At 31.7% G+C, this 20,422-nt stretch carries 24 protein-coding genes; all 24 read right to left on the minus strand.

Translation table 11 applies throughout. The features are described from left to right. Window positions 1–49: 49 nt before the first annotated feature. Window positions 50–2,266, minus strand: coding sequence for a DNA internalization-related competence protein ComEC/Rec2 (locus HMPREF2586_RS10640; protein ID WP_256277562.1), 2,217 nt, complete (start codon window positions 2,264–2,266; stop codon window positions 50–52). Window positions 2,267–2,268: 2 nt separating this feature from the next. Next, window positions 2,269–2,730, minus strand: coding sequence for a ComE operon protein 2 (locus HMPREF2586_RS10645; RefSeq protein WP_046208130.1), 462 nt, complete (start codon window positions 2,728–2,730; stop codon window positions 2,269–2,271). Between the two features lie 79 nt (window positions 2,731–2,809). Next, window positions 2,810–3,514, minus strand: coding sequence for a helix-hairpin-helix domain-containing protein (locus HMPREF2586_RS10650; protein ID WP_052722072.1), 705 nt, complete (start codon window positions 3,512–3,514; stop codon window positions 2,810–2,812). A 48-nt stretch (window positions 3,515–3,562) separates the two neighbouring features. Further along, window positions 3,563–4,282 (minus strand): class I SAM-dependent DNA methyltransferase, encoded by a 720-nt coding sequence (locus tag HMPREF2586_RS10655; RefSeq protein ID WP_046208129.1) that lies wholly within the window; start codon window positions 4,280–4,282, stop codon window positions 3,563–3,565. Between the two features lie 2 nt (window positions 4,283–4,284). Continuing rightward, window positions 4,285–4,638 carry a ribosome silencing factor gene (rsfS, locus tag HMPREF2586_RS10660; RefSeq protein ID WP_046208128.1) on the minus strand — a complete coding sequence of 118 codons (354 nt, stop codon included), beginning with the start codon at window positions 4,636–4,638 and terminating at the stop codon, window positions 4,285–4,287. Then, window positions 4,639–5,223 (minus strand): bis(5'-nucleosyl)-tetraphosphatase (symmetrical) YqeK, encoded by a 585-nt coding sequence (yqeK, locus tag HMPREF2586_RS10665; RefSeq protein ID WP_046208127.1) that lies wholly within the window; start codon window positions 5,221–5,223, stop codon window positions 4,639–4,641. Then, window positions 5,213–5,785, minus strand: a complete 573-nt coding sequence (nadD, locus tag HMPREF2586_RS10670; protein ID WP_046208126.1) for a nicotinate (nicotinamide) nucleotide adenylyltransferase — start codon at window positions 5,783–5,785, stop codon at window positions 5,213–5,215. The genes yqeK and nadD overlap by 11 nt, the downstream gene beginning before the upstream one ends. Next, window positions 5,785–6,075, minus strand: a complete 291-nt coding sequence (gene yhbY, locus HMPREF2586_RS10675) for a ribosome assembly RNA-binding protein YhbY (protein ID WP_046208125.1) — start codon at window positions 6,073–6,075, stop codon at window positions 5,785–5,787. Before yhbY ends, nadD begins: the two co-directional genes overlap by 1 nt. Before the next feature lie 12 nt (window positions 6,076–6,087). Continuing rightward, the gene (gene aroE, locus HMPREF2586_RS10680) at window positions 6,088–6,885 is read right to left on the minus strand and encodes a shikimate dehydrogenase (RefSeq protein WP_070812737.1); all 798 of its coding nucleotides are present in this window, start codon (window positions 6,883–6,885) and stop codon (window positions 6,088–6,090) included. 12 nt (window positions 6,886–6,897) lie between these two features. Next, the gene (yqeH, locus tag HMPREF2586_RS10685) at window positions 6,898–7,995 is read right to left on the minus strand and encodes a ribosome biogenesis GTPase YqeH (RefSeq protein WP_371090944.1); all 1,098 of its coding nucleotides are present in this window, start codon (window positions 7,993–7,995) and stop codon (window positions 6,898–6,900) included. 9 nt (window positions 7,996–8,004) lie between these two features. Next, entirely contained in the window at window positions 8,005–8,532 is a 528-nt protein-coding gene (locus HMPREF2586_RS10690; RefSeq protein WP_046208122.1) for a YqeG family HAD IIIA-type phosphatase, read from the minus strand. Between the two features lie 18 nt (window positions 8,533–8,550). Then, window positions 8,551–9,237: a 5'-methylthioadenosine/adenosylhomocysteine nucleosidase gene (locus HMPREF2586_RS10695; RefSeq protein WP_070039397.1), complete on the minus strand. Its 687-nt coding sequence runs from the start codon at window positions 9,235–9,237 to the stop codon at window positions 8,551–8,553. 290 nt (window positions 9,238–9,527) lie between these two features. Next, entirely contained in the window at window positions 9,528–10,760 is a 1,233-nt protein-coding gene (locus tag HMPREF2586_RS10700) for an NRAMP family divalent metal transporter (RefSeq protein ID WP_064208884.1), read from the minus strand. A 3-nt stretch (window positions 10,761–10,763) separates the two neighbouring features. Beyond that, entirely contained in the window at window positions 10,764–11,522 is a 759-nt protein-coding gene (gene pxpA / locus HMPREF2586_RS10705) for a 5-oxoprolinase subunit PxpA (RefSeq protein WP_070812738.1), read from the minus strand. After that, window positions 11,522–12,880 carry an acetyl-CoA carboxylase biotin carboxylase subunit gene (locus HMPREF2586_RS10710; RefSeq protein WP_046208118.1) on the minus strand — a complete coding sequence of 453 codons (1,359 nt, stop codon included), beginning with the start codon at window positions 12,878–12,880 and terminating at the stop codon, window positions 11,522–11,524. Before HMPREF2586_RS10710 ends, pxpA begins: the two co-directional genes overlap by 1 nt. A gap of 20 nt (window positions 12,881–12,900) precedes the next feature. Further along, window positions 12,901–13,335 carry an acetyl-CoA carboxylase biotin carboxyl carrier protein gene (locus tag HMPREF2586_RS10715; protein ID WP_046208117.1) on the minus strand — a complete coding sequence of 145 codons (435 nt, stop codon included), beginning with the start codon at window positions 13,333–13,335 and terminating at the stop codon, window positions 12,901–12,903. Continuing rightward, window positions 13,335–14,342 (minus strand): 5-oxoprolinase subunit C family protein, encoded by a 1,008-nt coding sequence (locus HMPREF2586_RS10720; protein WP_046208116.1) that lies wholly within the window; start codon window positions 14,340–14,342, stop codon window positions 13,335–13,337. The genes HMPREF2586_RS10715 and HMPREF2586_RS10720 overlap by 1 nt, the downstream gene beginning before the upstream one ends. Next, window positions 14,332–15,063 (minus strand): 5-oxoprolinase subunit PxpB, encoded by a 732-nt coding sequence (pxpB, locus tag HMPREF2586_RS10725; protein ID WP_064208883.1) that lies wholly within the window; start codon window positions 15,061–15,063, stop codon window positions 14,332–14,334. Before pxpB ends, HMPREF2586_RS10720 begins: the two co-directional genes overlap by 11 nt. Before the next feature lie 284 nt (window positions 15,064–15,347). After that, entirely contained in the window at window positions 15,348–15,824 is a 477-nt protein-coding gene (gene greA / locus HMPREF2586_RS10730) for a transcription elongation factor GreA (protein ID WP_019469406.1), read from the minus strand. Between the two features lie 25 nt (window positions 15,825–15,849). Further along, window positions 15,850–16,473, minus strand: a complete 624-nt coding sequence (gene udk, locus HMPREF2586_RS10735) for a uridine kinase (RefSeq protein ID WP_046208114.1) — start codon at window positions 16,471–16,473, stop codon at window positions 15,850–15,852. Further along, entirely contained in the window at window positions 16,473–17,741 is a 1,269-nt protein-coding gene (locus HMPREF2586_RS10740) for a peptidase U32 family protein (RefSeq protein ID WP_064208881.1), read from the minus strand. Before HMPREF2586_RS10740 ends, udk begins: the two co-directional genes overlap by 1 nt. Window positions 17,742–17,755: 14 nt before the next feature. After that, a complete protein-coding gene (locus tag HMPREF2586_RS10745; protein ID WP_046208112.1) occupies window positions 17,756–18,679 on the minus strand; it encodes a peptidase U32 family protein in 924 nt (307 codons plus the stop codon). After that, window positions 18,676–19,317, minus strand: a complete 642-nt coding sequence (locus HMPREF2586_RS10750; RefSeq protein ID WP_046208111.1) for an O-methyltransferase — start codon at window positions 19,315–19,317, stop codon at window positions 18,676–18,678. The genes HMPREF2586_RS10745 and HMPREF2586_RS10750 overlap by 4 nt, the downstream gene beginning before the upstream one ends. A 769-nt stretch (window positions 19,318–20,086) precedes the next feature. Continuing rightward, window positions 20,087–20,413: a DUF1292 domain-containing protein gene (locus HMPREF2586_RS10755; protein WP_046208110.1), complete on the minus strand. Its 327-nt coding sequence runs from the start codon at window positions 20,411–20,413 to the stop codon at window positions 20,087–20,089. Window positions 20,414–20,422 lie beyond the last annotated feature (9 nt).

Below are 20,422 nucleotides of genomic sequence, written 5' to 3' on the forward strand. Positions count from 1 at the left end.
CATTTTGTAATTATAACACGCCTAATAGTTTCTCACTAACTAAAAAATTTCAATGGTATTGAGATTTTATTTCTATTTGATCTTTAAATAAAATGTTCACTTCTCCATTTACATTTGTTTGAAAAACTTTAATATTATTATATCTTAATCTATCAATAATTTGACGATTAGGAAGACCATATTTATTTTTTTCTCCTACCGAAATTAGAGCTATTTTTGGTCTAATTGATTGCAATAAACTGTTACTTGTACTCGTACGACTACCATGATGACCAATTTTTAAAATATTAACATTGGATAAATGATATTTATGTATCAATTTCTCTTCGTTATGATTTGTAGCATCACCCATCAGTAATATTTTATAACTATTGTACTGTATCAATATTATAATTGATTGTTCATTTAAATTATTAGAGTTAGGAATAGTAGCATCTAACAGATTAAGTTTCGCTTTATTCATAAAAAATTGTGATTTATTTTTAAAATCTATTAACTTTATGCCTTTTTTTATACATTTCACTTTTAAAAGATTTAATTCTTTCATTTTAAAACTATTAGCATTGATAATGATACTTTTAATTTTGAGTTGTTTAATTAAATAACTTAGTTCACCCATATGATCTAGATGAGGATGAGTAATTATAACGTAATCAAGTTCTTTTACATTATGTCGTTTTAAAGTTGGTAAGATATGATATCTAGAAATATTATGATTCGCAACTTTTTGTTTCGAATTAAAGTTACCACCCGTGTCGATTAATAGTGATTCGTGGTATTGAGTTTCAAATAAAAGTGAGTCCCCTTGCCCTACATCCAACATAGTAAGTTGATATGCATGCACTTGAGGTAGCATTGTAGAGACAATATACAAAGTAATTAAAGTAATTGACATTAGTTTATAGCATTTATGAACGAATAGAACTAAGGTCAAAAATGCAACGATAGTTATTATAGCTATTTGAAGATTATTTAATGTAGGAATATACCATTTGAAAAAGTTGAGTTTATCAAAAAGTTCAACCATTTTATCATGAAAAATAATTAATAAGTTATATAAATTGGTTATAATAATAGGTTTGAATGGTAAATGTATTATAAAAGTAAGAAAAATAACAAAAGGAAATAGTATGAAAGAATAAAATGGAACAAAAAAGATATTAGATATCAAGCCAATCCATTGAATTTGGTGAAAATGGATACAACTTAAAATAAATGAACTTAATTGTGCTATCCATGTGATAGCGCATAAAGATTTAAAGATACCTAAATTCTTTAGTAATGGGCTGGCAAAAAGGATTGAAAAAGTAATTAAAAAGGAAAGTTGAAATCCGATATGATAAATTAACGAGGGGGTTAAAATTGTTAAGCAAATAAATAAAAAAGCTAAAACGTTCATTGAATGCTTTATAATGTATTTTGGAAAAATGATTATTATCAAACTCATTAATATTGCTCTGACGGCACTTGCCGACATGTTTGTATACATGCAATAGATAGGTAATAATATGATTAATATTATTTTAATTAAAAACAATGGGCATTTTAATCTGTTAAGTATATAGCATATAATTGTAATAATAATAGCAATATGTGTCCCGCTAATAGCCAGAAGATGCGCTATGCCAATTTCTTTTATTCTATCTAATTCATCTTTATTCATAAGTGATGTATCACCTGTTATAAATGCGATCGTTTTTTCAGGTGAAATTATTTTCCATTGTTGCATTCTTTCGTAAATCAATGCTTTATGTTTATTTAAAATATCAGTAAAGTTATTATTGTTAGTTTTACAACTTGAAAGATGAATATTTTGAATCATAAAAATAAGATTGGAATTTGGTTCGTTTTTTATAGTATTAAATTTCCCATTGACTTTACAGGTTTTTTGTAATAAAAAAGCAGAAACTTTTTTTAAATCTATATTTTTTGATGTTTGTAAATTATAAACGTAAGTATAATGTTTTTTATTTATTTCAATCTTACCTTTAAGTTTATGATGCTCCAAAATTGGTTTTGTAATTAACTTTGCTTCTCCTTGAAATGCTTTGTTCAAAAGTAAAGCATGGTTATTTTTTTCTAATTTTAAATCATTTTGAAACATCATATAACTACTTAAAGATATGATGGCAAACATTATAAAATGAATTACATTAAATCTTTTTCTTTTCATTATAATAAATAGGCCCAATATTAAAATAAGAGATAAAACTTTATTAAAAAGTAATAAGTTACCAGCTAAATAAGCTAAAGCATAATAAATCAATTTTATTTATTTATTAAATATTGTGCTACATGTTCTTGATTAAATGGAATTTTTTTATACACAATACCTGATTGTTTTAACAATTCTAAAGCATAATGATGATTATGGTAATCTTCAGCATAATAAATTGTTTTAATACCTGCTTGAATAATAGACTTGGTGCAATTTAAACAAGGGAAATGAGTAACATAAATCGTTGCGTCCTCTGTTGACACCCCTTGTTTTGCGCATTGTAATAAAGCATTCATTTCTGCGTGAATCGTACGAATACAATGACCATCTTCTAATAGACATCCTTCATCAATACAATGTACTTCGCCAGACACAGAACCATTATACCCTCCTGCTATAATTCTATTATCCTTTACAATCGTTGCCCCTACAGATAGTCTTTGACATGTAGAACGCAATGCTAATAAGTGACTTTGCGCCATAAAGTATTCTTCCCATTTAATACGATCCATGATACTTAGCCTCCAATTTATGTATTCTTTAATATGTTTATTATAGATTATATCGCTTTTAGAAAAATACAACAAAATTTTACATTGTTAAATGTGAACTTAATTTTTCTATCGTTTTAGCACCGAAACCATTAATTTCTTTTAACTCATCAATAGATTTAAAATTTCCATTCTGCTCACGATACTCAATGATAGATTTGGCTTTAACCTTTCCTATCCCTGGTATCGTTGTGAGTTCGCTTTCTGTTGCAGTATTTATATTTACTTTTGCTACATCAGCATCCTTATTTTCTGATAAATTTGTAACAGTTTTATTTTTATTCAATGGATTATTAGTTTGTTCCCCTTTTTCTGGAACATATATCATTTTTTGATCGATTAATCGTTCGGATAAGTTAATGTTCGTTAAATCAGCACGTTCTGTAGCAATAGCTTTGTCCAACAACTGTTTAATTCTATCATTACTGCTCATTTTATAAACATTAGGATGTTTTACTGCACCTTTAATATCAACATAAACAAATGAATCTTTACTATCATTATTGCTTTTTGCAGTAGTTTTTTTAGATGACCGTTCACTTTTCACATGTGGTAATGATTGATTATGGTCAGATGTTTCAATTAGTGCAGATTCATCATTTTGCTTGATTTGATCAACACCACGATTCATCAAAAATGATAGTGTTAGCACTGCAATCACTATTATAATTAGCATAACACAGGCCTTTATTTTTAAATTACATCGACTGAATCTTTCTTTGAATAATTCCCATAATGGTAACAAAAAATCACTCCTTTATACTTTACACGCATAAAGGAGTGATTTTACTTTTTATTTTTTTACAACGAAGAACAAGCGCTCTCCTTTTTGATTATGGTTATTGATTTCAAAATCAACGAATGTTGTTATATTTTTAAAACCACATGATTCTAACATTTTAGTGTAAACATCTTTTGAATAAGTCTTTTGATAATGTGACTCATCAAATCTCTTATAATGCTTATCATCTTGTTTTATAAAAAACGTCATATCATGCCATACACTTAATGGTTCTTCCCCGCGAACAGCTTCCCAAGCTAAAAATACATTTTCAGTTTCATCAATATAACTTTGATTATTGAATAAAGTATTCATTTTATGTTCTGTATGCACATCAAACATAAATATACCTTCATTCGGCTCTAAATGATGATATACTTGCTGAAAAGTGGACAACACATCTTCATATTCTGTTAAATAATTTAAAGAATCACAAAAAATAGTTATTACATCAAATTGTTGGTTTAGGTCGAAATCAGTCATATCGCCTTCAATCCAATTTACTTCACTAGATTTTTGCATCGCTATCGAAAGCATATCAACACTTAAATCCATACCAGTTATACAATCAAAATCATTTAATTTCGAGGTGAAACTGCCTGTTCCACAACCTATATCCAAGATGGTTGATTTATTTTTAGCATAAAATTCTACAATATCAAGCCATGATTCGTAAGGCTGATCTAAAGTTAATTGATCATAGTAATAGCTCATTTCTTCATATTGAACCATTATTAATAAACTGCCTGTCCATAAGATTCTAAAGGTGCATCACGATATAATTTCTCCAAGTTATAATAATCACGTTCATCTTTATGGAATACGTGTACGACTACATTGGCCAAGTCAATTAAAATCCATCTTGCTTCATTAAAACCTTCCATTCGTTTCACTTCAATTTCCGCTTCGTTAGCAGCATCTTTTACTGCGCGTGCGATGGATTGTACTTGTCTTTCATTATTGCCGTGGCATACGATAAAATAATCGGTCATATCGCTAATACCTTGCATATTTAAAGAAATTATATCTTCCGCTTTTTTATTCTCAGTTGCATTGACAGCTAAATTTAATAATTGATCTGATTTCATTTAATCATCCTTTACTCTTTCGTTACTATAATTGTAATAATTCAAGCAGGCAATCGTGGCATCATAAACGGTAATATCTTGCGTGATTAAATATAAAACAGTTCGCTTAGATATTTCATAAATGGTTTTATCTAAGCTACCTTGATTGTATGCTAAATCTCGAATTTCTTCAACGCCTGGGGTTTGACGACCAGGTTCAATATAATCTGCAATAAAAACTAATTTTTCTGTTTTAGTCATTTGAGCACGACCAGTAGTATGATTTTTAATGGCAAGCAAAACTTCTTCGTCGTTCACAGCGAATTTTTGTTCCATTATAACTGCACAGACTGGGCCGTGTAAGATTTCTGATCCATAGCTCAACAAGTTACTATCTAAATCATTTTGTCTAACAATCTGATACATAGATCCTAAATCATCATATTTACTATAGTCATGTAAGATACCTGCAAGTTCTGCTTTATCTTTATCCCCATCATATAATTCAGCTAATTTAACAGCCGTTTCTGCTACTCTTAGTGAATGATTAAATCTTTTCTCCGGTAATTTATCTTTTACTAACGAGACTGCTTCATCAAATTTCATATAATCCTTCCTCTCTGATATATTTTTCTACACTTTGAGGAACAAGCGTATGAATATTTCCCTGTTGTTTCACTCTATCCCTAATCAGCGTTGAACTTATATCTATGCGTGGAATATTAATTGCAATCATATTATTTGAAACTTCTTGCTTTGCTTTTCCACGATTCACAATTACAAAGGTTACCATCGATTTCAATTTATCAATCTCATACCATTTTTCCAATTGTATATATTGGTCGGTCCCTATAACAAAATATAGTTGTGCATTAGGATGCTTTTCTAAAATGTGTTTAATTGTGAGATATGTGTAACTTTGTCCCTTGCGTTCTACTTCATCTAAATAAACAAAGCCAAACCCTAGTTCGTTAATTGCACACCGAATCATATCGATTCTATATGCTGCATCTAAGTAATCATCATGCGCTTTGAGCGGCGACATATAACTTGGAATAAAATAAAACAAATCTGGTTTAATAACATGATTCACTTCACTAGCAACAACCATGTGAGCCGTATGAATCGGGTTAAACTGCCCACCATATAAGACTATCGTTTTAGACATTATGGTAATTGAATTTGTTTATTATCATGTGATTCTTTATACAAGACAATCATAGACCCGATTACTTGAACAATTTCACTATGAGTTGCATCGCTTAAAGTTTGTGCTAAGTCATTTTTATCTTCAAAGTTGTTTTGTAATACATGTATTTTAATTAATTCTCTATTTTCTAAAATATCTTTTAATTGTTCTATCATATTTTCACCAACACCTGCTTTTCCGATTTGGAAAGTTGGATCAATATTATGTGCTTTACTTCTCAAAAATCTTTTCTGTTTACCTGTTAACATAAAATGCTCCTTTTATAAATAATCTAATACTGTGCGTTTCATAACTTCTACCTCTGGTTCTGTACCTGTCCAAATCTTAAAACTTTCTGCACCTTGATAAACAAACATATCCAAACCATTATAAATTGGGTTACCTTGGGCTTCAGCTTGTTCTAAGATGGGTGTTTTAAAGGGTACATACACAATATCACTTACTAAAGTTTCCGGATCCAAATTTTTCAAACTAATTGGTATTTCTTGATTTGTATTCATCCCTGCTGGTGTCGTATTTATAATAATGTCGAATTCAGATAAAGCTAATTCAGCATCTGATAAGCGGATTTTATTTACATTCAAACGCCATTGATTAAACCTGTCTAAAGATCTGTTGGCTATAGTAAGTTTCGGTTGTACATATTTGGTTAATTCATTCGCAATACCTTTACTAGCACCGCCTGCACCTAATATTAAAATATAAGCCTGTTTTAAATCTGGGTACACGCGTTGTAATCCTTTAACGTAGCCGATGCCGTCTGTATTATAACCAGTCCATTTGCCGTCTTCTATTTTAACTGTATTCACAGCACCTACAGTTTCAGATTGTTCGTCAATTTCATCTAAAAAAGGTATAATGCGTTCCTTATGAGGAATTGTTACATTGAAACCTGAGAGTGCTTTATCTGAAATAATTTCTCTTATTTGGTTGAATTTATCTTCAGGAATATTAATCGCTTCATATGTTGCATTGCAATTTAAAGTTTCAAAATTGGCATTATGCATCACTGGAGATAAAGAATGATCGATAGGGTGGCCTATTACTGCATATTTCATACTCTTCACACCTTACATAATTGAATTTCTTAAAATAACATCAACATTTTTTGGCACGCGTACAATTACTTTTGCACCTACATCAATTGTGATAAAACCTAATCCCGAAATCATCACGTCACGTTTTTCTTTACCTGTTTCTAATCTTACGGCTTTAACATTACTCAAATCAAAATTTTCAGGGTTATGCGGTGGTGCTAATACAGATCCTAATTGATTTCGCCATAATTCATTAGCCTTTTCTGTTTTTGTTCGATGAATATTTAAATCATTAGAAAAGTAACAGACTAACGGTCTTTTACCACCACTTATATAGTCTATACGTGCGAGTCCACCGAAAAATAATGTTTGTCCTTCGTTAAGTTGGTACACACGTTGTTTAATTTCTTTTTTTGGCATAATTGTTTTAAGTTCACGTTCAGATACTAAATGTGTCATTTGGTGCGCTTGAATAATTCCTGGTGTATCATACATAAATGTTGTTTCATCAAGTGGAATATCAATCATGTCCAATGTTGTGCCAGGAAATCTTGAAGTAGTAACAACATCTTTTTCTCCTACACTGCGTTCTATTAATTTGTTAATTAGGGTTGATTTACCTACATTTGTAGTTCCTACTATATATACATCCTCATCATTTCTAATATTGTTAATAGAAGTTAATAGATTTTCAATACCTTCATTTTTGTCAGCAGAAATAAGTACTACATCTTCTGCATCAAGTCCATATTTTTTAGCTGATTTCTTCAACCACTCTTTTACACGACGTTTATTTATTTGTTTTGGCAGTAGATCTATTTTATTAGCTACGAGAATAATTTTTTTGTTGCCAACAATACGTTTGATTGCATTAATAAATGATCCTTCAAAATCAAAAACATCTACAACATTTACTATTATTCCTTTTTTATCTGCTAGACCGTTAAGTAAATTTAAAAAGTCATCACTATCTAAACCTACATCTTGTACCTCGTTGTAATTCTTTAATCTAAAACATCTTTTACATACAACATCTTCACGAAATAAATTATGTTCCGGAACATAACCAGGTGCATCAGAATCTTCAGATTGTAATGGTGCACCACACCCTATACATTTCAATACATCCACTTCACTCAATCAATTTTCCTCCCATTTTATATATCCTTTTTTTCTAAAATGTTGTAATAATCTGCGTTCAATAAGGCGATTAAATTTAGTAATAAAACCATCCGTTTGTTTAACAGGTACTACCATAATAGTAAATAAACCGCGTCTATTCCCACCAAATACATCCGTTAACATTTGATCACCAATCACTACAATCTCTGATGGATTTAAATTCATAGAATGCATTGCACGATCAAACGCACGTCCTCTAGGTTTTTTAGCTTTAAAAATATAATCTACTTTTAATGATTTTGAAAAACTACCGACTCTTTTTTCATTATTGTTAGACACAATTGTAATTGTAATCCCTTTTTGTCTTGCTTCTTCAAACCATGTTTTAACCGCTTCAGTAGGATCGGCTACATCCCATCCTACTAGTGTATTGTCTAAATCAGTAACGATACCTTTTACGCCAGATTCTGCAAGCTTATCTATATCAATTTGAAAAATTGACTGTACATATTCATTTGGCATAAAGTATTTCTTTATTATACCCATTATTTCTATTCACCTTTTTTATATTTTTTTAATTAAATTTTCTACCATTGTACTAGAAGATTTAGCTGCTTTTGTTAAAAATTCATCAAATGTGATACCTGCGTCGCCATCAGCTAAATCTGAAATTGCGCGCGTGATAATAAATGGTAAATTAAATTGATAGCAAGTCTGAGCAATTGCAGTTGCTTCCATTTCTGCAGCCATCGCTTGAGGGAAATTTGTTTTAATTTTCATTCGTTGATCTTTTGTTCCAATAAAACTATCGCCGCTTACAATCAAGCCTGTCTTTGCAGTTAACTGTTGATTAGTAATTACTTGTGTCGCTTTATCAATCAATGATTTATCTGCTACGAATTGCGCTGGCATTTGTGGAATTTGTCCTAATTGATAACCAAATGCTCTAGCATCAGCATCATGATAAGCAACCATATCACTTACCACGATATCTCCTACGCTTAATGATTTATCCAATGCTCCTGCAGAACCAGTATTTATAATTAAATCAGGTTTGAACTTTTCAATTAATAATGCTGTTGAAATTGCAACATTCACTTTACCAATACCACTTTGAGTTAATACGATTGCTTTATCATTTATATACCCTTTATAAAAATATACATGTGCAATATTAATCTCTTCAAAGTCAACAAGTTTATCTTTTAAGATTGCTACTTCTTCTTCCATAGCTCCTATAATACCGATCATCGTTTTTCACCTCAATTTAAAATCCTAACCTTAGTTATTCTACCACATTTAAACCAATAGCTCGACGATTGAACGATATTTATATCAATTTATTATTTCATTCTTTTCCATAAGAAACATAAGAATAATTTCTCTGCTTTCAATTGAATTAATCTGTAAATTTCTTGCTTAATATATCAAACTATTCGAGGCTATTTAGTGAAAAAATCATCATAAAAAATACCATTCCCTAAGTCCTTGTTTTGCATTAAGAACTAGAGAATGGTTTATTTGTCACTATAATTGTTTTGTTAACTACCCATTAATTCTGTCAATCCTTGTAGTGAATAAACACCTGTAACAACTGTAACGATCACAGCAATTGCTCCAAAGACTAACATCCATGTTGGATGATGATAATCTCCGACGATTGATTTTCGTTTACTAGCAATTAGTATTGTCGTTAATATAATTGGTAAGATAAGTCCATTTAAAGCACCTGCAACGATTAATAATGTAACTGGTTTTCCTAAAAATAGAAAAACAAAAGTTGAAATGACTATAAATGAAATTACAATAATGTTTGTTTTATTATAGATAGATTTATGCAATGTTTTTAAGAAAGTTGCACTTGTGTATGCTGAACCAATAACTGAAGACATTGCTGCAGCAAATAAAACGACACCAAAAATATTTCGACCGACTGGTCCTAATACATGTTCAAATACAGAAGCTGGTGGGTTAGTATCATTTAAAGTTACACCTGTAACGACCACACCGAGTACCGCTAAGAATAATAAGGCTCTAAGTACACCCGTTGTTAATATTCCTGAAATTGCCGCCTTATTGACAAATGGCAAATAGTGTTTACCTTTGATACCTGAATCTAATATTCTATGTGCACCAGCAAAAGTGATATAACCACCAACTGTTCCTCCTACTAATGTGATAATCGGTAAGACAAGCGCTAATGGTTGCTCTGGCATCACGAGATGTTTAGCTGCGTCTGCATATGGTGGGTTTGCCTTAAACATTACAAATGCAACAACTACAATCATTAAAACGCCTAAAAACATCGTGACAACATCCATAATTTTTTGACCACTTTTACTTACAAAAATAAGTATTGATAATACAGCTGTAATAGCTGCACCAATCTTTACATCTAAGCCAAAAATTGCATTTAATCCTAATCCAGCACCTGCAATATTACCGATATTAAATGCAAGTCCTCCTATTGCAATTAATATCGATATAAAAGTACCCAATCCTTTAAAGATTTCATTAGCTACTTCTTGTCCACGTTTACCTGTAACTACCAACACTCTCCAAATATTAATTTGCGCCCCTATATCAATCAATATTGATAATAAAATTGCAAAAGCAAAACTTGAAGTAAACTGAGCAGTAAATACTGCTGTCTGAGTTAGAAACGCGGGTCCAATTGCAGATGTAGCCATTAAGAATACAGAACCTAATAATAATCTTTTATGATTTTTTGTAAATTCAAAATCCTTTGATTCTGTTTTTAATTTTTCTCCCATGTGTTAGCCTCCCAGCTTAGATATAGAAACGCCTTCTTTCGATAATCTGTCTCTTATTTTTGTAACAAATTCTAGTGCGTGTTCACCATCTCCATGAACACAAATTGTATCTGCTTGAATATCAATTTCCTTGTTATTTTTCGTAACGACTTTTTGTGACTTAACCATTTTGACAACTTGTTCAATAGCTTCTTCAGTGTCAGTGATCAATGCATCACTTTCTTTACGACTAACTAATTGACCATCATCTTCATAGCGTCTATCTGCAAACACTTCGGCAGCAGTAGTTAAACCAACAGCTTGCGCCTCTGTAACAAGTAGTGTATTTGATAATCCAACATAAATTAATGATTTATCAAAATCATATACAGCTTGTGCAATCGCATGAGCAATTGCTTTATCACGCGCCCCCATTTGATAAAGTGCTCCATGTGGTTTCACGTGATTTATTTTAACTTGGTGAACATTACAGAATCCGATTAATGCACCGAGCTGGTAAATGACGATATCATAAATTTCTTTGGGTGACAAGTCCATATTTCTACGTCCAAATCCTTGTAAATCTGGGAGGCCAGGATGAGCACCTATACCAACACCATTTGCTTTAGCTAATTCCACCGTTTGATTCATGACATGTTGGTCACCAGCATGAAAACCACATGCAATATTAGCTGAAGTAATTAGCGGAATAATTTGATTGTCTCCACCGAATGAATAATTTCCAAAAGCTTCGCCTAAATCACAGTTTAAATCAACTTTCATCATGATTCCTCCTTAATTATTTGATGTCTATCTAAGAATTTAATATCTACATCTTTTGCATCACCATTAGCATATTGCGGATACGATAAAACAGCATATAAGAAATCAGCTGTCGTAGTAAAGCCATCGATTACCATTTCATCCAATGTTACTTTTAATTTTTTTATTGCTGAATCTCTATTTGGTGCTTTTACAATCACTTTAGCTACAAGTGAATCGTAATTTGGCGATACCGTATAGCCATGATAAAGTAAACTGTCGATACGGACGTTAAAGCCTTGAGGCAAATGTAATGCTTTTACTTTACCTGGTGAAGGCTGAAATCCTTTCTGAGGATTTTCTGCGTTGATTCTTGCTTCAATGACATGACCATCAAATATCACTTCGTCTTGATTGAACGGTAATGTACCGTGTTTCATTAAATAGAGCTGTGCGTGTAGTAAATCACGATTTGATCTCATTTCAGTTACTGTATGTTCTACTTGGATACGCGCATTCATCTCTATGAAGTAATAAGCATCTTCTGTCACTAAATATTCGATAGTACCTGCACTTCTATAACCAGATGCTCTTGCTACTTTCACAGCATCATTACACATAGATGTTCTCATATGTTCAGATAATGCAGCACAAGGCGATTCTTCAATTAATTTTTGATTTTTTCTCTGAACTGAGCAATCACGTTCACCTAAGTGTATGTAATTTTCTTTACCGTCTCCTAACACCTGAACTTCTACATGTTTAGCTACTGGGATAAACGCTTCCACATATACGCGATCATCATTAAAATATTTTTGCCCCTCACTTTTGGCTTCTTTAAATGACTTTTCTAAAGATTCTTCTTTTTTGACAATCCTTATCCCTTTGCCGCCACCACCACTGGCAGCTTTTAATACAAGTGGATAACCAATATCTTGCGCAATTTCCTTAACTTCTTCGATTGACTCTACAGCAGAAGTAGAACCTGGTATGATAGGCACATTAGCTTGGTCTACTGTTTGTCGTGCTGTTATTTTATCACCCATCATCTCCATAGTTTGATCAGTTGGCCCTATAAAATAAATACCGTTTTCTTCAACATTTTTAGCGAATGAAGTACTTTCTGATAAAAAACCATATCCTGGGTGAATTGCATTTGCACCACTAATTTTTGCTGCACTAATAATTCTATCTTGGTTTAAATAGCTATCTAATGCATTGGCTTCACCAATACATATCGCTTGATCAGCTAAGCTGACATGTAGGCTAGACTCATCCCCTAAAGCATAGATAGCTACAGTTTCAATATCCATTTCTCTACAAGCGCGGATGATTCTTACAGCAATTTCTCCTCTATTTGCAATTAAACAACGATACAACTCAAATACCCCCTTTATACTTATTTCACAGTTATAATCGTTTGATCATACTCAACATTTGCGCCGTGATTGACATGTATTGTGTCGACTACTCCACTCACATCACTTTTTACTTCATTCATGACTTTCATCGCTTCTATATAACCAATGGTATCTCCTTTTTTAATTTCATCACCTTCATGAATAAGAGGATTTGTTAATTCCTTCTCGTCTTGTAAATAAAATGTTCCAACCATTGGTGATTTGACAACTTGATCGGATTGTTCTTCATTTGATGCACTTTGTTCATTTAAACTTGATTCATTATTTGAAACTAATTGTTGTTGCGCAGTTGATGCAGATGTATTATCGGTAAAATCTATAGTGATTTCATTTTCATAATCTTTATAATTAAATTTTTTAACCCCGTTATCTTTTACCATCTTTATTAATTGTTCTACTTTTTCAAAATTCATTATAATTCCCCTTTCAATAAATGATTAATACGAGTAGATGTATTTCTCAATTGTGAAATATCAAAAATTGGTTGCTCTTTAATATTATTGATTGTATTTTTAAACGCTTCTTCTTGTTGCTCTAATTTTTTAACTGCTTCTTCGATTGTCGTCCATTCAAAACGAATCGTATCATTAGGTTGCATTTGAGCTAATTTATGTAAATCAGATGCGCAAACAGTTGCTATTTTTGTATAACCGCCTACTGTTTGTTTATCATTTAATAAAATGATCGGATTGCCATCATTTGGCACTTGTATACTGCCTAAGGCAACAGGCTCTGATATTATGTCAGCCGATGTGTTTGGTGAAATCGCTTCACCTTGTAACCGATATCCCATACGGTCTGACTTTTCTGATATTTTAAATTCATTAGCTACTAGTTTTTGTTGTGCCTCTTCGCTAAAGCTATCAAATTGAGGCCCTTTGATGATTTGAATAGGTTTTTCTTCAACTTCACCAACATCTTTTGGTACACTCAATCCAAGATTTTGTGCATATGGATAATCGTTTTCGCACTCAATTACATCACCAGATTTTAATGCGCGCCCTTTAAAACCACCAATTTGACTTCGTGTGTGTGTAGAATAACTATTTGCTACTTTATGAATTGTCAAAGGTTTACCAAATAATAAGTACCCTCTAGCCCCTTTAGTGACCTGTCCAACTTTCAAAACGTCACCTTTTTTTACTGCTATTACAGTAGATTCATCAATAATTGCTTCGTTAACAGTTGCTTTGAACTCAGCACCTATTAATACAAAAGCATTATCTTCTAAGAATTCAATTGTTGGGCCAATTATTGTACATTCAATTGCTGGCCCTTCATTGCCAATGAGTGCTTGTCCAGTTCGATAAGCGTACCGATCTAAAACACCTGCAGTAGAAAATCCTTGGTCTTGATAGCCGATTCTTCCTAAATCTTGAATCGTACTAAATAACCCTGGATTAATAATTTTAATACTCATATTGAATTTTCACCCATTTCTTAATATCAAATTCACCTTGCTGTTCTTCTATAATCTGTTCGAACGTTGATTCATCGATAGGATAGAATTTTATATAGTCACCAGATTCATATAAACACATAGGTGTTTTTGAAATATCAAATACAGTAATTGGTGTACGTCCGATGATTTGCCAACCACCTGGAGATTGTTTTGGATATAAACCTGTTTGATTATTCGCAATACCTACAGAACCCGCAGGAATGCTCGTTCTTGGTTCTTCGCGTCTAGGTGTAGCCAGCTCTGGATTTAAACCACCTAAAAACGGAAAGCCTGGCATAAATCCAAGCATATAAATTAAATATCGATTTTCTGTATGTAAATTAATGACGTCCTCTATTGATAATTGATGATGTGTAGCTACTTCTTGAATATCTGGACCATAATCACCACCATAAAGAACTGGTAAACTAATTATTTTTACTTCATTATTATTTTCATCAAAATCCAGTTGATTTAATTGTTCTAGATTCAGCGCTTTAACTACTTCCGCTAAACTTTGTTTTGTAATATCTATATGTAGCATAATTGCCCGATAAGAAGGTATCACTTCAATAATTGCTTTATGTTGTTGATCTTTAATATAATTTTCAACTTTTTGAACTTCCTTAAATGTCGAAGGATTGATTTGTTGTTCAAAGTAAATCATAATTGTCTCTTCATTGATCAATTTATATTCCAACACATTTCCCCCTCTGTATTTTATACATTAAACTATGATTCAAACATTAATATGTGTGCAACATTATAATTGTATCATTAACTGACAGACTATGTTTAATTAAAAATAGTTATAATTGTCGATAATAAACTACTATTGATAAATACAAATTAATCCAAAATTATCTCAATATTTCAATTATTGTATCAATGATATAAATTTATCAAATAGTTGAAGATAAGTATATGTTTTTATTTATAAAGTGTAAAATCCCCCTAACATTAAGTGTTAAGGGGATTTTGATATTATTTAATATTTACAATTTTGACATTAATTTCTGCACCATTTGGCAGTGGAACACGAACTTCTTCGTTTAATTTTTTACCGATTAAACTTTTTGCCATTGGTGATTCATTTGAAATTTTACCATTAAATGCATCAGATTCAGCTGATCCAACAATTTGGTATTCCTCTTCGTCTTCACCAGGTAATTCTACAAAAGTTACAGTTTTACCAATTTGTACTTGGTTGTTATCACCAGTATCTTCGATTATTAGGGCATTACGTAGCATATGCTCAATTCTTTGTATATCTTGTTCGATAAATCCTTGTTCATCTTTCGCAGCATCATACTCAGAGTTCTCAGATAAGTCTCCGAATGAACGTGCTACTTTTATTTTTTCTACGACTTCTGGTCTCTTAACCGTTTTTAACTCTTCAAGTTCATTTTCTAGTTTTTCGAAACCTTCTTGCGTCATAGGATATTGTTTTTGGTTTTCCATATTGTCATCTTCCTTTACTATAATACTATTGTTTACTTACTAAAGTCTGAATTTTCGTCGTCATTATATCGATCGCAACTTTATTACTTCCACCTTCTGGAATGATAATATCTGCATATCTTTTTGTGGGTTCTATAAATTGATTATGCATTGGTCGAACTACATTTAGATATTGACTTATTACAGAATCCATTGTTCGTCCTCTTTCTTCTGTATCACGAAGTAAGCGACGTAAAATTCGTAAATCTGCATCTGTATCAACATAAATCTTGACATCCATTAAATCTCTTAACGTTTTATTTTCAAGCGCAAATATGCCTTCTACGATAATAACATCTTTTGGTTTAAATGCAATCGTTTCTTCACTTCTAGTGTGATTTGTATAATCATATGTTGGTACTTCGATTTGTTTGCCATTTCTCAAATCGTTTAAATTTTCTATTAATAAGTCATTATCAAAAGCAAAAGGATGATCATAATTGGTCTCTAAACGTTCTTCGAAACTTAAATGCGATTGGTCCTTATAATAATAGTCTTGTGCCAATAATGCAACACTATGGCCTTCTAAATTTTTCATTATTTCATTTGTCACTGAGGTTTTACCCGAACCCGAACCACCAGCGATTCCAATAATAGTCGTACGTTTCATTATCCAATTTCCTTTCTCATCATGTTGTTGGTATAAATTGGATGATCAACTTTAATTTGCACGATTTGCAATGGATGTCGTGCAGCATCAAGTTGGTTACCTTCTTCATCATAGATAGTGTCAACAACTTGTCTAAATGTATCGATTTCAGGACCAAAAAACTCTATTTCGTCTCCAGGTTCAAATTTGTTCCGCTGTTGAATCGTAGCAAGCTTAGTTGTTTCATCATAAGCCAGAACCAATCCACAAAAATCATAAGCTGAGTTCTTTTTATTTTGTTGCCCAAACATTTGTTCCTCATATCCAGGTGTGCCTTCAATAAATGCAGAAGCAGTATCTCTATTAGCACATTTTTCCAGCTCAGTTAACCATTCTGGCTTAATTTTAAAGTTATCAGGATCTTCTGCATAAGCATCGATGACTTTGCGATATACAGACACTACAGTTGCAATATAGTGTATTGATTTCATGCGTCCTTCAACTTTAAGTGAATCCACACCAATATCCATCATTTTAGGGATTGATTCAATAAGTTTCAAATCTTTTGGACTCATTGCAAATGGAGTCACTGCATTTTCGTCATAATATAAATCTAATTCACCATCTTCATCAACTTCCAACAGATCATAATCCCATCTACAACTTTGACAACAACCGCCTCTGTTAGAGTCTCGAGCAGTCATGTGATTACTTAATGTACATCTACCAGAATACGCAATACACATCGCACCATGTATAAATGATTCAATTTCAATATCTACTTTGTCTTTCATTTCCTTCATTTCCATAGCACCAGTTTCACGTGCTAATACTACACGATCTAGACCTTCATTTTTCCAAAATTCTACAGCTTTATAATTCGAAAGAGATTGTTGTGTTGATAAATGAATTTCTAAGTTCGGTGCTACACGCTTGCAGGTTTCAATAATAAGTGGATCTGCAACAATAATACCGGTGGCGCCTGCTGACTCAATATTTTTTAAATACTCGTCCAATCCTTCAATATTTTCATCATGAGCAATAATATTAGTCGTAACGTAAATTTTCGCCCCATATTGCTGAGCGAATGTCACACCTTCGTTTATTTCTTCCAACGTAAAATTATCTGCATTTGATCTTAAACCATATGCTTGTCCACCTAAAAATACAGCATCAGCACCATAATGTACTGCTATTTTGAGTTTTTCTAAATTACCTGCTGGTGCAAGTAGTTCAGGTTTTTTAATCTTATTATTAGTACGATTTTCAACTTTTTCTAATAATTCCATTACTTAAACCTCCTTTAATAGACTGTTTGTTTATACAAGAATCCTTCATCAAACGGACGGTGCTCAGGCTGAATGGCCTCAATCGGATCTACAAGCATAAATTTTTCATCATCATAGGTTTCAGGATCTTCTTTGAACAAATCAATCGCTTCTCTATATTGCTCTGTACATACATTGATATATTCTTCAGTTTGTAATACACCATCGATTTTGAATGCATCAATATTGGCTGCTAAAAGCTGATCTAACTCTTCGATCAAACAAATATCATTAGGTGACATTATATGCGTTCCATTATAATCTTCAAAAACAGGATATTTGTTATCCCGTTCTTCATCATATAAAAGCAACTCATTCGCTTCTTTATTTCGTTGAATTTTCATTTGTCTTTCTTGGAAAGTAAAATAGTTACCTAATAACATACGTTTTGATTGAAACATGCAAGTCATACCATGTACTTGTACTTCAATCTCTACATCTGCATTTTGTTTTATATTTAATATTTCATCTAAACTTAATTCTCTAGCTAATTGCGCACGTTGTGCACCTTTTTTACCCCAATAGTTACACTGGAAATAATTTGTGACCAGTGCTTCTGCATCCCAATTTAATGGAATCGGATTTGGTTGTTCATTCACATACATAACTACTGCTGGATCGCCAAATATGATGCGGTCAACGCTTACTTCGTGTAAAAAATCTATATATGATTTTAGTGCATTTAAATGATAATTGTGAAAAATACCATTTACTGCTACGTAGGCTTTTTTACCATGATTATGTATTAATTCCACTGCTTCTATCAATGCTTCTCTTTTAAATTCTCCTGCTAATCTTAAGCCGAATCTTTGCTCACCAATTACAAAAGCATCTGCACCTTTTTCAATTAGTGTCTCAATATGTTTAACAGATTTTGGTGTTACTAATAATTCTGTCATTTTGATTCTCCTTTAATCGAAATAGCTAGACCATCATCCATATTAAGGAAATTAGTTGTGAAATGAGGTTGAGCCATAAGCCATTCATTATATTCTTGTACTTTTTTTACCATTTGTCTAACATTTCTACTTCTCACTTCGGAAATATCAGAAACAAAACCATGATACAAAACGTTATCTGTAACTATTATCCCACCTTCATTCAATAAAGGGGCGTACAAAGAAAAAAACTTTTTTGATTGTGCCTTTGCAGCATCAATAAATATCATATCAAAAGATTCATGTTTGATATTTTCTAAAGCTTCTAACGCATCCTTTTCAATTAACTCAATTTGAGTTTCAAATCCAAATTTCGCAAAATTTTCTTTGGCTTTTAATTGCATATCATCATCACGCTCGATGGTAACCACTTTTATTTCATCAGAAACAGAAGCAAATTGCATACTGCTATAACCAATCGCTGTACCTATTTCTAAAATGCGCTTGGGTTTATGTATTCTGATCAGTTGTTTAATCATATCTAATGTTAGTCTATCAACGATTGGAACATGGTGTTCCAACGCATACGGTCTAAGTTGTTCAATAGCAATATCATTCTCTTTGTGCAATTCTAATAAATATGATTGATTATTTTCCATTTTAAAACTTCCTTCAATGTAGATATTTCAAAGCATTTTTGACAAATAAAATAAATCAGCCAATAATCGTGACTGATTGTATTATGGTTAATAATGACGTCTATAAGTTGTTATTTTCGAACTACTTTATATAATTCTTTGAAAATATCTCATAAATTTAAAATTTAACTTTATATATTTTACCACAAACCCATATATTTTATAAGTGTAAATTGTGATAATTAACTAGTTAATATAACTGTAGCTGATTGAGTACTTTTATTCTTAAATATAAAAATTGGGACTTAAAAGTCTCAGTTACGATAAGCTACATTTGTGTGTATTTTTGAAAAATTTCTTTTTGATTTGATATTAAAAATGTTCAAAATAAACGATGCTTTTTTTAAAACAACAGAATCTAAAAATAGTTTGACATTATTAAATCGATATTTTTCTTCGACTTATTCGAATATGAAAACTAAACTGGCATCTGTAATAAAATAAAAGCCGGTAGAGACAGAGTAAATTAGCGCCAGTAGAATTCAAACACAAAAAGACTGTCAACAAAGCTGGAAAATTTGTTGACAGTCTGAGTTGAGACTTTTAAGTCTCGGCTTGATAATTTGAAATAAGCACTTTGTATCTCATATTTTATCCCTTAACGATTGTACAAGATTTGACTAACAAGCTTTGTCACCAAAGAAAAACATAAACATTATTAAATCAATGTGTCGTCCACGTTCACGTTTTAATTAGTGGTGCAAATTATTTGAGTTGTTCAGATTAGAGGTTATTCATGGTTATGATCATGATCGTCCATTTCAGTGTTAACGACTTCTTCAATCATATCCCATTCTTCATCTGTTTCAACCGGTAAGAATTTTCCGCCTTCACCATCTTCATCAGGCTCATTAATCATTGGTACTAATTCGATTAAATCATCATCATCTGATTCTGCACCTTCTTCAGCAAGAATCACATATTCTTTTTTAAATTCAGGATGGAAAAATTCTAATACTTTACGGTAAAGTACTTCGTTTCCATCTTCATCATATAAAGTTAATAGTTCCTCTTGATTATTAATTTCTAATTCAGATTCATGGTTGTGTTCAGTCATTATAAAACG

Source organism: Staphylococcus sp. HMSC034G07, assembly GCF_001835975.1.
Lineage (GTDB): Bacteria > Bacillota > Bacilli > Staphylococcales > Staphylococcaceae > Staphylococcus > Staphylococcus ureilyticus.